15 protein-coding genes are annotated in these 13,350 nt (G+C 65.0%); 7 read left to right on the top strand and 8 right to left on the bottom strand.

What is annotated here, in order from left to right; all coding sequences use genetic code 11:
- Positions 1 to 38: 38 nt before the first annotated feature.
- From SG26_RS16870 to SG26_RS16845, 6 genes are read right to left on the bottom strand one after another with little or no spacing between them, the layout of a single operon-like run.
- A complete protein-coding gene (locus SG26_RS16870) occupies positions 39 to 1,115 on the bottom strand; it encodes a DMSO reductase family iron-sulfur subunit (protein ID WP_050038199.1) in 1,077 nt (358 codons plus the stop codon).
- Positions 1,112 to 3,970 (bottom strand): molybdopterin-dependent oxidoreductase, encoded by a 2,859-nt coding sequence (locus SG26_RS16865; RefSeq protein WP_050038198.1) that lies wholly within the window; start codon positions 3,968 to 3,970, stop codon positions 1,112 to 1,114. Before SG26_RS16865 ends, SG26_RS16870 begins: the two co-directional genes overlap by 4 nt.
- Complete coding sequence (locus SG26_RS16860) at positions 3,963 to 4,145, bottom strand: hypothetical protein (protein WP_050038197.1); 183 nt, start codon at positions 4,143 to 4,145, stop codon at positions 3,963 to 3,965. The genes SG26_RS16865 and SG26_RS16860 overlap by 8 nt, the downstream gene beginning before the upstream one ends.
- Positions 4,142 to 5,536: a cytochrome bc complex cytochrome b subunit gene (locus tag SG26_RS16855; RefSeq protein WP_050038196.1), complete on the bottom strand. Its 1,395-nt coding sequence runs from the start codon at positions 5,534 to 5,536 to the stop codon at positions 4,142 to 4,144. The genes SG26_RS16860 and SG26_RS16855 overlap by 4 nt, the downstream gene beginning before the upstream one ends.
- Positions 5,536 to 6,192, bottom strand: coding sequence for a ubiquinol-cytochrome c reductase iron-sulfur subunit (locus tag SG26_RS16850; RefSeq protein ID WP_014040596.1), 657 nt, complete (start codon positions 6,190 to 6,192; stop codon positions 5,536 to 5,538). Before SG26_RS16850 ends, SG26_RS16855 begins: the two co-directional genes overlap by 1 nt.
- Positions 6,189 to 6,764, bottom strand: a complete 576-nt coding sequence (locus tag SG26_RS16845) for a hypothetical protein (RefSeq protein ID WP_007190101.1) — start codon at positions 6,762 to 6,764, stop codon at positions 6,189 to 6,191. Before SG26_RS16845 ends, SG26_RS16850 begins: the two co-directional genes overlap by 4 nt.
- Before the next feature lie 180 nt (positions 6,765 to 6,944).
- Here SG26_RS16845 and SG26_RS16840 point away from each other — a divergent pair, with 180 nt between their 5' ends.
- From SG26_RS16840 to SG26_RS16810, 7 genes are all read left to right on the top strand, one after another.
- A complete protein-coding gene (locus tag SG26_RS16840; protein WP_050007411.1) occupies positions 6,945 to 7,604 on the top strand; it encodes a helix-turn-helix domain-containing protein in 660 nt (219 codons plus the stop codon).
- Between the two features lie 85 nt (positions 7,605 to 7,689).
- On the top strand, positions 7,690 to 8,355 hold the full coding sequence (locus SG26_RS16835; protein ID WP_014040594.1) for an HD domain-containing protein: 666 nt from the start codon (positions 7,690 to 7,692) through the stop codon (positions 8,353 to 8,355).
- A 148-nt stretch (positions 8,356 to 8,503) separates the two neighbouring features.
- Complete coding sequence (locus SG26_RS16830) at positions 8,504 to 8,821, top strand: DUF5783 family protein (RefSeq protein ID WP_050038195.1); 318 nt, start codon at positions 8,504 to 8,506, stop codon at positions 8,819 to 8,821.
- Between the two features lie 138 nt (positions 8,822 to 8,959).
- Positions 8,960 to 9,478 carry a TRAM domain-containing protein gene (locus tag SG26_RS16825; protein WP_050038194.1) on the top strand — a complete coding sequence of 173 codons (519 nt, stop codon included), beginning with the start codon at positions 8,960 to 8,962 and terminating at the stop codon, positions 9,476 to 9,478.
- Between the two features lie 115 nt (positions 9,479 to 9,593).
- Positions 9,594 to 10,193 carry a molybdenum cofactor biosynthesis protein B gene (locus SG26_RS16820; protein WP_050038193.1) on the top strand — a complete coding sequence of 200 codons (600 nt, stop codon included), beginning with the start codon at positions 9,594 to 9,596 and terminating at the stop codon, positions 10,191 to 10,193.
- A gap of 44 nt (positions 10,194 to 10,237) precedes the next feature.
- A complete protein-coding gene (gene moaC, locus SG26_RS16815; RefSeq protein ID WP_050038192.1) occupies positions 10,238 to 10,711 on the top strand; it encodes a cyclic pyranopterin monophosphate synthase MoaC in 474 nt (157 codons plus the stop codon).
- Between the two features lie 72 nt (positions 10,712 to 10,783).
- Entirely contained in the window at positions 10,784 to 11,611 is an 828-nt protein-coding gene (locus SG26_RS16810; RefSeq protein WP_014040589.1) for a molybdopterin synthase, read from the top strand.
- A gap of 31 nt (positions 11,612 to 11,642) precedes the next feature.
- Here the strand turns inward: SG26_RS16810 and SG26_RS16805 are convergent, their stop codons facing one another.
- Together SG26_RS16805 and SG26_RS16800 are read right to left on the bottom strand one after the other, a co-directional pair.
- Positions 11,643 to 12,443: an ABC transporter permease gene (locus SG26_RS16805; protein WP_050038191.1), complete on the bottom strand. Its 801-nt coding sequence runs from the start codon at positions 12,441 to 12,443 to the stop codon at positions 11,643 to 11,645.
- Entirely contained in the window at positions 12,418 to 13,299 is an 882-nt protein-coding gene (locus SG26_RS16800; RefSeq protein ID WP_014040587.1) for an extracellular solute-binding protein, read from the bottom strand. Before SG26_RS16800 ends, SG26_RS16805 begins: the two co-directional genes overlap by 26 nt.
- Between the last annotated feature and the right edge of the window lie 51 nt (positions 13,300 to 13,350).

The raw sequence follows: 13,350 nt of genomic DNA, 5'->3' as shown, positions 1-13,350 counted from the left end.
CATCGCCCGCTCGCGTTTCCGAGCCGCGTAGCGGCTCGCTACTCATCTTCGAACACCTCCAGTCGGTACTGTTTGGCCGGGTTCTTGTCCTGAAGCAGTTCCATGAGCTCGCTGTCACCACCCTGTCGGACGCGCTGCCGGTGTGCGTCGATAGTGTCCAGCGCCTCGTCGACGCCGTCGCCGAACAGCTCTCGGAGGTACTGGCGTGGGATACGGTCGATGTCAACAGTCTCCCCGTCCTCCGTGTGCTGCCCGGGGGCAAAGGGCGGGATGTAGTAGACGTTCGGCTGCGTGCGGAATTCCGGATGGAGCGGGAGGGCCACTTCGTACTCATTGACGAGCTTGTGGATCGGTCCCTCCTCGTCGTCGAGGAAGCCGACCAGCCGGAGCTGGGGCGGGCACTCCTCGGCACAGGCCGGGGCGAACGTCTCCCCGTCGGGGCCTTCGCCTTCGATGCGGGGGTAACAGAAGATGCACTTCTCGGATTTCTTCGAGACAGTGTTGTAGTACACCTTCTTGTACGGACACCCCTCGACGCAGTAGCGGTAGCCCCGACAGCGGTCCTGGTCGACGAGAACGATGCCGTCCTCCTGGCGCTTGTACAGCGCCGAGCGCGGGCAGGCCTCGACACAGGAGGGGTGGGTGCAGTGGTTGCAGATGCGCGGGAGGTAGAAGTAGTAGCTGTTGGGGTACTCGCCGGCCCCCTGGTCCTCGTCCCAGTTCGGTCCCCACTCCGCGCCGTCGCGGGGCCGCAGCGGCTCGTCGCTGCCCTCGTACATGATCTCTTCGTGGTTGAACTCCCAGGCGCGGCCGTAGTCTTCCTCGTCGGGAATCTCGCCGGGCGAGCGGTCGGAGTGTTCCTCAGACTCCCAGCCGCCGCCGGAGTCCTCCCAGCCCCGCGGGTAGCCCTCGCCGGGCTTGGTCTCGACGTTGTTCCAGTACATATACTCGCTGCCGCCGTCCTCCGTCCAGAGGTTCTTGCAGGCGATCGTACACGTCTGGCAGCCGATGCACTTGTTCAGGTCCATCACCATCGCGACCTGGTGGTCGACGCCGTCAGCGACGTTGACCAGCGTGTCCTCTTCGCCTTGGTCGTCCTGTTGGTCGGTACTCATTCGGTGTCACCTCCGCTCGGTCGGACATCGACACGCACGTCGCTGTTGACCCCGGTCGGCCCCCAGTAGTTCGGGAAGAAGTGCAGGTGTTCCCCGGTGTCTTCCGGGTACTGGACCAACTGCGTCGGCTTCATGTACATCGGGACGAGCGTGTTGAAGTTGTCCCGGTCGGGGTACTGGAACTTTTCCCAGGAGAAGAAGTGCCGAACGGTCCCCGGTTCGCTGGAGGGGTAGATCTTCGCTTGCACCTCTACCGCGCCGAGGTCGTTGTACACCTCCACGGTGTCGCCGTCCTCGATGCCGCGTTCTTCGGCGTCCTCGGGGTTGATGTACACCACCGGCTCCCCCCGCTGGAGCCTGAGCATCTTGGGGTCGTCGCGCCACGTCGAGTGGATGGACCAGCGACCGTGAGGCGTGTTGTACGACAGCGGGTAGTCCCCGCCAGTGTTCTCCGGCCCCTCCTTGTGGGTCGGGAGTTCCTCGCCGAGTTCCAGATACCAGTCGTGGTCGATGTAGTACTGCTGGCGGCCGGTGAAGGTCGGCCAGGGGTTCTTGTCGTGGACGTAGTCCTGCCACGGGACGTAGGCCTCGCCGTCCTTGATGTCCGAACTCCAGTGGTCGCCGGCTTCGAGGAACCGCTGTGGTTGCTCGTCGATGTCGTCGAAGGTTATCTGCTCGTCGCTACCCTCGGGGTTGGTCTCCTCGGAGTGTTCGAGGATGAACTCCGCCGCGGCTTTGTCTTCGACGAGCCCTTCTTCCTCGCCGGTCTCCCAGTCGCGGACGTAGTCGTCGTAGATGGTCGTGAGATCGATGGTCCGGTCGAACTTGCGGTCCTCGATCGGCTCGACACCGCGTTCCTGGGCGCGCTCTTGTATCTTCTCGGCGAGCAGGCGGAATATCTCCCAGTCGGTCTTGGCCTCGCCGAGCGGTTCGACGGCCGGCGTGAACGGGTGCACGTAGGTGTGCATGTCCGTCTCCGAGAGATCGTACTTCTCGTAGTGGCTGGCCGCCGGCAGGACGATGTCGGAGTACATCGCCGTCGAGTCCATCCGGAAGTTGATGTCGACGACGAGATCGAGTTTGGGCCAGAGCTGTTCTTCGAGGGCGACGTTGCCCTTGGCCTGGTTGAAGTAGTTCCCGCGCCAGACGAACATCGTGGACGGGTCCGGTCGGTTCCCGTCGTCCCGTTCCTCGGGGTAGACCGGCATCCATCCCTTGTCGATGGACTCGCGTATCTTCTCTGCGGTGTCCGGATCAGTGTTGTCGAGGATGCCCGCGTGGAAGTAGGTCCACAGCGTCGTCGGCACGCCGCGGACGTTTCCGGTCGGGAACGAGAGCACCTTCCAGCCGTGGAACGACCAGATCTTCTCCTGGCCGACGTAGTGGTCCAGTCCGGTGCCGGGGTCGCCGAGATTGCCCGTCAGCGTCACGAGCAACTGGATGGCGCGGTTGCCCAGGTCGTTGTGGTACCAATCGTTGACGCCCTTGCCGTGGATGATTTTCGCGGCGTCGGCCTCGGCGAACTCGCGGGCGACCCGCTGGTAGGTGTTCGTCCCAACGCCGGTCTCTTCGTGGACAACGTCCGGCGTGTACTGACTGAGTTCGTCAGTGAGGTTCTCCCAGACCGACCGGACCGCGACGCTGCCCTCGTCGGTGTCGACACTACGCTCGACCGAGAGCTGCGGGTCGAAGTCGAGTTCGATACTTAACGAGTAGTCCTTCTGGCCGTCCCGCTCGCCGAGCGAACCGGGTGCACGACGGAGGTTGCCGTCGGCGTCGACCATGACGAACACCTTGTCCGGGTCGTCGGCGTCCTCGGCGAGGCCGACCTCGCTCGCCCGGAGGAACTTCCCGGTGTCCTCCCGGACGAGCAGCGGCATGTCGGTCTGCTCTTTGAGGTGTTCCTCGTCGTGCAGCCCCTCGTCGACGATGGTCTGGGCCATGCCCAGCGCGAGCGCGGTGTCGCTGCCGCCGTGGGGCGAGAGCCACTCGTCGGTGTGGATGGCCGTCTGGGAGTAGTCGGTGAAGATACCGACCCGCTTTGCGCCCTCGTAGCCGGCGTCGAGGAAGTACTTCGCGTCGGGGATGCGCGTGACGTTGATGTTCGACCCCCAGGCGATGATGTAGTCAGAGTTGTGCCAGTCGGCGGATTCGGCGTTGTCCGTCTGGGTGCCCCAGGTGATCGGCTGTCCCGGGGGGAGGTCCGAGTACCAGTCGTAGAAGCTATGCGAGACGCCGCCCAGCAGATTGACGAGGCGGGAGCCGGAGGCGAACGACACCGGGCTCATCGCCGGAATCGGCGTGAACCCGGAGATGGCGTCGTACCGGCCCGCCTGCACCTCGTCGATGACGTGGTCGGCGATTTCGGTCAGCGCCTCGTCCCAGCTAATCCGCTCCCACTGGCCCTCGCCGCGCTCGCCGGTGCGGCGCAAGGGGTGGAGCACGCGCTGGTCGGCGTTGACGTAGTCCGTGTAACAGGCCCCTTTCTGGCACCCGCGCGGGTTCGGGTCGGGGAGGCTTTCGTCGAACGTCGGGTAGTCGCCGGCCTGTTCCTCGCGCCAGACCTGGCCGTCCTTGACGTAGACGTTCCACGAACAGGAGCCGGTGCAGTTGACGCTGTGGGTCGAGCGGGCGACGGAGTCCCAGTCCCACTCGTCGCGGTAGAGGTCCTCCCAGTCCCGATACGGATACGACCCGATGGGGTCGTCGACCGCTTCGAGGCCGTCCATGCCGTCGTCGGCGAAGGACAGCCCCGTCGCGCCAAGCAGCGACGCGGCTCCGAGACCGCGCACGAAGTCGCGGCGACTGATTCCCGCACTGTCCCTTTCGTCGTCGGTCAGGTCGTTTCTACTCATTGGTGATGAACACTGTCGCAGTCGCGCAGGCAGTGCCGGCCACGGCTAAGGCGATGCCGGTCGGCGTGCTGCCGCCGACTTCGAGGCCGGCGGCGACCAGTACGAGGCCGACCAGCTTGCTCGTCGTATCCAGCAGGCGATACTGCCGCTCAGTCAGTTTGATGCTCGCAGTCATCCGTTCTCCTCCGATTCGGTGCTAGCCGTTCTCTCGTCTACTGCACCACCGTCAGCGGCTACGTCGCCCTCCTGTGACGGCGTGGGCTCGCCGTCCCGCAACAGCAGGTACGTGATGCCGCCGAAGACGGGTGGGACGACGAGCAGCGCCGCCGTCAGGATGGGGTTGACCACGTTCGTCGTCGTTCCGAGCACCTGGTCCGCGAGGATGTTGTTCATCCCCGCAATCGAGGCAATCATGATGAACGCGACGGCGGCCACGCCAACACCGGTCTGCCAGGCCCGGTCCAGCGGGTCCGCGGTGAAGTGGGTCGGCTCCGTCCGGTCGATGAACGGCCAGAGGGCGACCGCGGCAAACACCAGCCCCGGGAGGACGATGCCGCCGATGAACTCCCCGTTGATGTGGGCCGGGCCGACGTTGAAGCTGATCTGTGGCAGGAGCTTCAGGAAGCCGTACACCCACATCAGGAACCAGTCCGGCATGATGAGTTCCGGCGTGGCCGCGGGGTCGTTCGGGCCGTACTCAGCGACGTTGTGGACCGGGAGCAGGCCCGCAAGTGCCGACAGCGTCGCCGCGGTGACGAAGAACACCACCGCGGAGACGGCGGCCTGGTTCGGGAACGCCGGCAGGCCGATGATGATGTCGTCGTCCTCCTCGTCGACGGACTGACGGCCGCCGGTCACGTCGCCGTCCCGCGGGGCCTCGGTGTGTTTCTGCCTGATGAGGATGGCCATGTGGACGGCTAAGCCCACGGCGATAGCCGCCGGTATCACGAGAACGTGCAGGAAGTACAGCCGCGGGATGGTGGCGCTGCTGGGGAACTCACCCCCGAACACCACTTGGCCGAGGAAATCACCTAACAGGGGTATGGATATCGTGAGGTTGTAACCGATACTCGTCGCTGTGGCGGCGAACTCGTCGAACGGCAGCGCGTAGCCGGTGTAGGCCGCGCCCATCGAGAGCGCTGCCAGGCCGGTGCCGACGATCCAGTTCGGCTCCCGGGGGTTGCGGTACGCGCCGGTGAAAAACACCCGTAACATGTGCAATCCGATGGAGGCGACGAAGAGGTGGGCCGCCCAGTGGTGGAGCCGGCGGATGAACATCCCGAAGGGCACGTCGTAGGTGATGTGCAACACCGAGACGAACGCTTCGGGCATCTCCTCGCCCTGGAACTTCTGGACACTGCCGTCGTACTCCACGTCGGAGGTCGAGGGCTCGAAAAAGAACCCGAGGAAGACCCCCGACAGGATCAGGAGGAGGAAACAGAACAGCGCCACCTCGCCCAGCAGGAACGAGTCCTCGGCCGGGAACGCCTTGCCGAGGAACGTCTGGCCGTTCTCCAGGTCGAGGCGCGTGTCGAACCAGTCGTAGACGGCTTTGGCGCGGGACATTATCCACCTCCGGGGCCGACTGGCCCCTCAAAGTCCCCGGTGGCGACGAGGAACCCGTCGCTGGTCACCGTAATCGGAAGCTGTGGGAGCGGTCGTCCAGGCGGGCCGCCACTGACCGCCGCCCCTTCCAGGACGTTGAACTTCCCGAAGTGACAGGGGCAGACGACCAGGTCGTCCTCCCGGTCCGACACCATACAGCCGGCGTGGGTACACACTTTCGAGAAGGCAGCGTACCCGCTGACGGTGAACCCTTCTGCGATGTCGCTGCCGTAGTCGGACTCGGCGTAGCGTACCAGTAGCGTCGGGGCATCCTCGATGCCGGGCCGGGGCTCCGGGAAGACCGTTATGTGTTCGCCTTCGGAGAGTCGCTCCTCGGTGATGCGCTCGCCCTCGCTGTCGACGAGGTGGATGCCGTCGGAGTACACCGGTCCCTTGTACCCCCGCTCGAACACCTGCGTGGTGCTGGCAAGCGGCGCGGTGAGGCTGGCGACGGCAGTCAGGCCGCCGACGGTCGCGAGGAACTTCGCGAAGTCCCTGCGGCGGAGTTCCGCGCGGGCGTCCCCGTACAGCGTCGGGGACGTACCGGTGGCCCCCTCACACGAGCAGTCATCGCCCTGTTCCTCGTCGTCGTCATCGGGTTTCGGATAGTCTATCATTCGTGCCCCCTGATCTCGGCGACTTCGACGTGTGGCATGAACCAGGCGTAGTACGCGACCGTCGAGAGCGCGAGCGAGAGGAACATCCCGGTCGCGTACAGCCCGAAGTACTGGGTGCGGGCGAGCGTGAGGTACTCGCCGGTGAACAGCGCCGCGAAGACGATAGACAGGACCGTCAGCCCGCTCATGGCGACGAGTCCCTCTATGGCGTCCGAGGCGTCGTGGTACTCGACGACCCAGCGGTGCTCCGTGTTGAGCCACGGTAACGAGACGGTCCCGCCGTCGGTGACCGGCTCGGCGTCGTCAGGCGGCCGGACCGCCCTGTTCATGAACTGGTGGGCGGCCGTCAGCACGCCCACGAGACCGAACAGGGCGACCCAGACGACGACACCGACCTGGCTCGGTGACAGCTTGTTCGGCGTCTCTACTGGGCTTTCGAGCGGCCGGATGTCGCTGACGCTCTCGTCGATAGCGATTTCTTCCGACGGTGGCTCGCCGTGTAAAGCGACGTACCACATCGGCAGCAACACCGCTGTTATCAACAGACCGATGAGTATCGTGTTGCGTCTCATAATCTTGTGTTATCTCGGTTCGCCAGCGATTCGAACGGCTGCGCTGTGTCGCTGTGTTCGGGGTTTGTCCCAGAACCCGGATGAACTGCCAGCCCGACATCTTAGGCCCATTATATGGCGGTTTTTTATACGAACATGTTCGCCTGCCCTTTCTTATGGAGGCCGGCCCATCTACCGTGTATGTCGGGCCGAATGCTCGCCGAGGTCGAAGTGTTCGGTCCTCGGTCCTGTCAAGTACAGCCACACGCTGACGAGGAGTGGTCAGTGTCGTCGGTCTCTCGGAGCGCAACGAGTGGCGATGCCGACCGCGTTCTCGAAGAGTTCACGCTCAAGGGCGGTGATGACCACCCGGGAGCGCTACAGAGCGAACTCCCGAATGTGGACCATGTCTTCGCTTACGACCAGCGACACGTCTTCCAGGTGTCCCGGGCGGCCGAACAGGGTTGTGTCTGTGAACGTATCGAAGCGGCCGGCTGTGTCGTCCAGAAGTTCACGGCGGATACCGAATCCATCGTTGTCACGTTTCTCGTCGACGATATGCCGACTCTGCGGGATATCGTTGCCGACCTCCAGTCGGAAGGCGAGACCGTCAAACTACGGCGGCTACTCGAAGACACGTCCACGGAGACGGATCAGCCGGTCGTGCTCGACCGCGCGAAACTGACCAATCGCCAGCGCGAGGTGCTGAGCCAGGCCCACCAGATGGGGTACTTCGAGCATCCGCGCGATGCGACTGCCGGCGACGTGGCCGAAGCGCTTGACATCTCCACCTCGACGTTCACCGAACATCTCGCCGCCGCCCAGCGGAAACTCCTCGACGACTTGCTTGACTCCCGCTGAGTGGGACCGCTCCGCTTCATGTCAGCGATACAGAGGCATTTCACAGCAGTTATTCCAGCCGGCATGCGAGGTGCCACCGCCGCCAATGACACAGGAACTTGGTCCCCTCGCTCGAACACTGTCGGTCCCGTACTACGAAGACGCCCTCCCAGCGCACGACCAGTTTCACGCCAAGCGAGTCCGAGACGTCGCGCTTCGGCTCGCGGGGCACTGCGACGGCTCGGTCGACCGGGATGTCCTTGCCGCGTCGGCGTGGCTCCACGATATTGGTCGGCCCCGGGAGCGGGCCGGTGAAATCGATGACCACGACGAATGGGCCACGGCGGAAGCCGCGCAACTACTCGCGGCCGAAGACGTGAAGCCCGACCGAATCGACCGTGTCAAACACTGTATCCGAGCACACAGTATCCGCGCGAGTTCTCCGGAGCCGAGAACGCTGGAGGCGAAACTCCTCTTCGATGCGGACAAACTGGACGCTGCCGGGGCACGCGGACTCGTCCGACTGGCCTGTATCGTCGGCGAGCGATCTGGGCGGACGGGTAAGAAATACGCTGTCATCGATGACACGTCAGATACTGACCTCGAATCGTCGGATCATCCGGATATCACGCTGCTTCGGGAATGGGCCCGAGAACGTCTAGATATGCTGTACACCCACCCCGGCCGCCGTCTCGGTCGGACTCGTCGGGAATTCATGGACGAGTTTTTCACTCGATTCGACGGTGAAATCGGGGGTACGCGGGAGTGGTAAGCGGCGTCCGGTCGTGACCGATAGACCCTCGACCGGCGGAGCCCGAATCCGACCGCATTGATGTCGACTGACGCTGCAGCGGTTTCGGCTGGGAACTCCATCTCTGAGGCACGGAACCCTTTACCCTCGCCCCGGCGACACTGCATCTATGACCGAGTTCGACGCCGAGAAGTTCGACGAGAAGTACGTCCACTACTTCGAGGAGCTCGAAACGGCGTATTCGAACGCGTACCAGGAGCTACACGGGCAGTACGATTCCGAGGTCCTTCGCGGGATCGACCGGCAGATTCTCAGCGAGAGCGAGCCGGTGTACGAGGGGGGCGGGGCGTTCAGCATCCGGCTGCCCGACGACACTGCGGCGCGTGCACAGTCTCTGCCGGGCGACGAAGCGACGTTCGACACAGTGCTGTCGGCGTTCACCGACGCCATCGAGCGTGAGCTCCGTCGGCTGTTCGAGTTCGAGTAACCCCGAGTTCTGCCCGACGGATCGCTCGATAGCGGGCGTGCACAGCCTGTCTGTCACCCCTTCTAGCAGCGGTCGGCCCGGCGGATCGAAAACACCAGAATCAATGCAGTTCCGGTGCTAGCTGAACCAATTATACTAATGGCGACCGATTCAGATCTTCACTGTCTCTTTACGGCTTCCGTCGAGGAGCAGCACGACTCGTACGTGGTCGAGATTCCGAAACAAGAAGTCGAACTGGGAACGCTGGCCCCCGAGACGCTGTACCGGATCGCACTGTTCCAGTCGGCGGCTGCGGCACCCACTCCCCAGCCACAGTCTCATTCCAGTCCCGAGCCTCGCTCTAATTCCCAATCGGAGCCCGAGCCTCAGTCCAATTCCCAATCCAAGTCTGAGACCCAGTCCGATTCCCGGTCCGACGGGCGGAGCAGGGAACCGGAGTTCGCACCGTCGTCCCCGCCAGTTGCCGAGGGTGAAACGCGCGTGGTCGAGATCGAAAACATCGGCGACAAAGGCGACGGCGTCGCGCGTATCGACGGCGGGTACGTCGTCATCGTCTCTGACGCAGATGTCGGGGAGCGCCTCCGCGTCGAGATGGAGCAGGTCCGCGAGAACGTGGCCTTCGCGGAGGTCGTCGAGCGCCTGCCGTACTACGAGTAAGCCGCTGTCCTCTCAGCCCAGACCTGGCTTGGTGCGGTGCCGGGGCCGCCGTCCGACCGCCGGTCACCGGCCAGACAGCCGAGGGTATATTTCTCCGCCGACTGTCGTTTCGGGTATGGGACACGACCATGACGAGGCAGCCAGCGACAGCGAGGCGGGCCACGAACACGGAGAGCACGGCCATGACAGTGACCACGACCACAGTCATGGGGAGCACGACTACGACGATCATCACGCCCACGACGCCGAAGGGGTTGAAATAGGGGTCCTCACGGTCTCGACCTCGCGAACGCTGGACGACGACCCGGCGGGCGACATCATCGCCACGGCCTGCGAGGACGCGGGCCACGAAATCGTCGAGCGCCGCCTCGTCGCCGACGAGATGGACGCTATCGAGGACGCCGTCGCCGCCCTGTTGGATGACGGCGTCGACGTGGTCTTGACGACCGGCGGGACTGGGCTCACCCCCGACGACGTGACCGTGGACGCCATCGAACCGCTGTTCGACCGGCCGATTCCCGGCTTCGGCGAGCTGTTCCGCTGGCTCTCCTACGAGGAGGTCGGGCCGATGGCGATGGCCTCGCGGGCAACCGCCGGCGTTGTCGACGACCGACTGGTGTTCTGTCTGCCCGGGAGCGAGAACGCCGCTCGGACGGGCGCGGAGAAACTCGTCGCGCCAGCGGTGGGCCACCTACTCGGCCTCGTCCGTCGGTAACGCGGACCCGCACGGTTTTGGGCCGGCGTCGGCTACAGGGACGCATGCCCGAGGAGTTCACGCACGTCGACGAGGAGGGGGACGCACAGATGGTCGATGTCGGTGACAAGGCCGAGAGCCAGCGCCGCGCGGTCGCGCGCGGACAGATTCGACTCACTGAGTCCACACTCGCCGCCATCGACGCCGACGAGGTGGAGAAAGGCGACGTGCTGACGACGGCCCGCATCGGCGCGATTCAGGCGGTCAAGCACACCTGGGAGACAGTGCCGATGTGCCACCAGATTCCTATCACGAACGTCGAAGTCGAGTTCACCGTCGGCGACGCGGCCGTCGAAATCATGGTCGCCGTCGAGACGGTCGGCAAGACCGGCTGCGAGATGGAGGCGCTGGAGGGCGTGACGACCGGCCTCAACGTCGTGTGGGACATGGTGAAGGCAAACGAGAAAGACGAGGACGGCGAGTACCCCGCGACGGCCATCGAAGACATCCGCGTGGTCGAGAAGACCGTCGACCGGTGAGGAGTGGCTACCGGCAGCAGCTTCGCCGCTCCATGAAAAAGGTCTATCTACGTCGCCCCGTTACCGGTGTGCATGCAAGTCCTCGGTATCGTCGGCCACTCCGAGTCGGGGAAGACCACGCTGGTCGAGCGGCTGACCCAGCGGCTCTCCGGGTCCGGACGCGTCGCGACGGTCAAACACTGCACGCACGCCCCGGACGTCGACACGGACGGAAAAGACACGGCTCGCCACCGCGACGCCGGCGCGGCCGAGACGGTCGCGCTCACCGACGACGGCGAGTGGTACGCGACGGGCGAATCCCGAACGCTCGATGAGACGCTGGACGCGCTCGCGCCCGATTACGACTACGCACTTGTCGAGGGATATTCGGACGCGAGCATCCCGAAGGTCGTTCTGGACGACCGCGAGGTCGCCGACCCCGTCGTGCATCGCGCACCCCACGGCGCGGACGCCGATCTCGACGACATCGTCGCGGCGATGGAGGAACGGGACCCCTACATCACGCTGGAGACGCTCGTAGCGGACGTAAAGCGGGATCCGGACGAAGTCTACTCCGGCGCAATTGCGACCTTCACCGGGCGCGTCCGCGCACAGGAGGGACCGGAGGACCAGCCGACGGAACTGCTTGAGTTCGAGCGCTACGACGAGGTCGCCACAGAGAAGATGGCCGCGCTCCGGCGGGACCTCGAAGCGCGGGACGGCGTCTACGCGGTTCGCCTGCACCACAAGACCGGGGTAGTCGACGCTGGCGAGGACATCGTCTTCGTGGTCATCCTGGCCGGCCACCGGGGCGAGGCGTTCCGTGCTGTCGAAGACGGCATCAACCGTCTCAAGGAGGAGGTGCCGCTGTTCAAGAAAGAGGTCACCGTCGACGAGGAGTTCTGGGCGCACGAGCGGTAAGTCGGCGGCGCGATTTTTACAACGCCGACCGTTATCGCCACGGTGTCGCCCGCAGCGCATGGACTATCAGCAGCGTCCCGAGCGCGACGCTCAGCAGGACCACTGCCACGGGAAGCGCCGCGTCCAGTCCGTCCGAGATGAACGAGGCCCAGATCTGGACCGGCAGCGTCCGCGGGTAGTACGCCAGCATCATCGTCGCGCCGAACTCGCCCATCGCGCGGGCGAAGGTCAGTACGAGGCCGGCGAGCAGGCCGGGCTTTGCGAGCGGCACCGTCACCGAGCGCATCGTCCCGACCCAGTCACGGCCCAGCGACCGGGAGGCCTCTTCGAGGTGGTCGTCGATGCCGTCGAAGGCGGCCTTGGCGGTGACGACGAAGAACGGCGACGCGACGAACGTCTGGGCGGCGACGACGCCCAGCAGCGACCGGGTCAGCGCCAGGTCGGTAAGGCCGCCGAGTCCGTTCGGGCCGACGACGGTCAACAGCAACATCCCGCTGACGATCGGTGGGAGGACGAGCGGCAGGACGACGACCCCCATCGCGGCGGTCGCCAGCGCGCCGGTGTTCTTCGAGAGCCAGTAGGCCAACGGCAGGCCGAACACGACGGCGATGGTGGTACTGCCGAGCGCGGCGACGAGCGACGTGATTGCGGCGTTGATGACGTACGTCTCGGTCAGACTCGTCAGTAGCGCTGTCGGGGAGTACGTGAGCACGAGCACCATCACCGGGACGACGAAATACAGGAGCAGCACCGCTCCCAGGACGGGCACGAGTTCCCGCACGCCGACCGCGTGGCCGGCTCTGGTCTCACCGCGTGACAGTACTCGGGACATCTCCCACTAGTCGAGGATACGCCTGACGGACGGTAAATCCGTGTGGTGCGAGCCAGTCGCCGGACAGGACTGTTTCGAAGGCTGTACGCGTCGCTTCTTGCTCGTCACGGCGGACGGCTCCGTACTCGATTGGGTTGCCGGCGACTGCCGTGCCGTTTGGCAGTTCGTAGCTGGTGGTCCGATACCGCTCCGCGTGTGCGGGGTCGCCGAGGTGTATCTCCGGGGGGAACTCCCGAAACGGGTAGTCCCGCTCCATTGCCATGCTCCGGTAGACGAACGCGGCGTTGACGGCTCCCGTCTCGAACTGTGCGAGCAGTTGCGTTTCCGGATAGGTCTGGTCCGGCGAGAGAACCGCCTCAGCTAGGCCGGGTTCGTCGTAGTAGTCGGCTGCGAGGGCCAGCACGAACAGGGTCCGGTAGCCAAGCGGGTCGAGCGTCGGGTCGGTGCGGCCCAGTGAGACACTGTCCCCCCGGAGCGGGGCGTACCACGGGTCCGCCTCCGCGACGCGCGTCCCGCCGCCCGTCTGAGGGTTGTACGCCAACACCATCTCGTTGCTGGCGACCACAGCGTGCCAGGCGGTGTCCATGACCCGGTCGAACAGGGTCGGATCCGCCAGCGCGACGATAGCCGGGTCGCGCTTCCCGTCGGCGACCAGACGCGCGGCCTGAACAGAGCCGCGGGCTTCGACAGCGACCTCCACGTCTGTTTGGGTTTGTAGCGTCTCACTGGCCGCCTTTTGTAAACTCCCCGCGACCAGCACGTCCACCCGCTCCCGACCGAACGACCCACAGCCTGCCGTCGCGGCGATACCACTCCCCAGCGCCGTGAGTACTGCGCGGCGGGTCCGGCGGGCCATTGTTCGTCTATTTCCTGTTCGCGTACATCGGTGTTGGGGTCGGTCCCAGTA

Source organism: Haloarcula sp. CBA1115 (genome assembly GCF_000827835.1).
In the GTDB taxonomy this organism is placed as follows: domain Archaea; phylum Halobacteriota; class Halobacteria; order Halobacteriales; family Haloarculaceae; genus Haloarcula; species Haloarcula hispanica.
The sequence above is the reverse complement of the archived record's forward strand: the minus strand, read 5'-3'. Positions and strand labels throughout refer to the sequence as shown.

What these genes read in the sequence shown, in the direction of transcription:
- SG26_RS16860 (WP_050038197.1), bottom strand. Translation starts at nt 4,145, where the DNA reads ATGACTGCGAGCATCAAACTGACTGAGCGGCAGTATCGCCTGCTGGAT.
- SG26_RS16865 (WP_050038198.1), bottom strand. Translation starts at nt 3,970, where the DNA reads ATGAGTAGAAACGACCTGACCGACGACGAAAGGGACAGTGCGGGAATC.
- SG26_RS16835 (WP_014040594.1), top strand. Translation starts at nt 7,690, where the DNA reads ATGACACAGGAACTTGGTCCCCTCGCTCGAACACTGTCGGTCCCGTAC.
- moaC (WP_050038192.1), top strand. Translation starts at nt 10,238, where the DNA reads ATGCCCGAGGAGTTCACGCACGTCGACGAGGAGGGGGACGCACAGATG.
- SG26_RS16845 (WP_007190101.1), bottom strand. Translation starts at nt 6,764, where the DNA reads ATGAGACGCAACACGATACTCATCGGTCTGTTGATAACAGCGGTGTTG.
- SG26_RS16805 (WP_050038191.1), bottom strand. Translation starts at nt 12,443, where the DNA reads ATGTCCCGAGTACTGTCACGCGGTGAGACCAGAGCCGGCCACGCGGTC.
- SG26_RS16810 (WP_014040589.1), top strand. Translation starts at nt 10,784, where the DNA reads ATGCAAGTCCTCGGTATCGTCGGCCACTCCGAGTCGGGGAAGACCACG.
- SG26_RS16800 (WP_014040587.1), bottom strand. Translation starts at nt 13,299, where the DNA reads ATGGCCCGCCGGACCCGCCGCGCAGTACTCACGGCGCTGGGGAGTGGT.
- SG26_RS16870 (WP_050038199.1), bottom strand. Translation starts at nt 1,115, where the DNA reads ATGAGTACCGACCAACAGGACGACCAAGGCGAAGAGGACACGCTGGTC.
- SG26_RS16820 (WP_050038193.1), top strand. Translation starts at nt 9,594, where the DNA reads ATGGGACACGACCATGACGAGGCAGCCAGCGACAGCGAGGCGGGCCAC.
- SG26_RS16830 (WP_050038195.1), top strand. Translation starts at nt 8,504, where the DNA reads ATGACCGAGTTCGACGCCGAGAAGTTCGACGAGAAGTACGTCCACTAC.
- SG26_RS16825 (WP_050038194.1), top strand. Translation starts at nt 8,960, where the DNA reads ATGGCGACCGATTCAGATCTTCACTGTCTCTTTACGGCTTCCGTCGAG.
- SG26_RS16840 (WP_050007411.1), top strand. Translation starts at nt 6,945, where the DNA reads ATGTCGGGCCGAATGCTCGCCGAGGTCGAAGTGTTCGGTCCTCGGTCC.
- SG26_RS16855 (WP_050038196.1), bottom strand. Translation starts at nt 5,536, where the DNA reads ATGTCCCGCGCCAAAGCCGTCTACGACTGGTTCGACACGCGCCTCGAC.
- SG26_RS16850 (WP_014040596.1), bottom strand. Translation starts at nt 6,192, where the DNA reads ATGATAGACTATCCGAAACCCGATGACGACGACGAGGAACAGGGCGAT.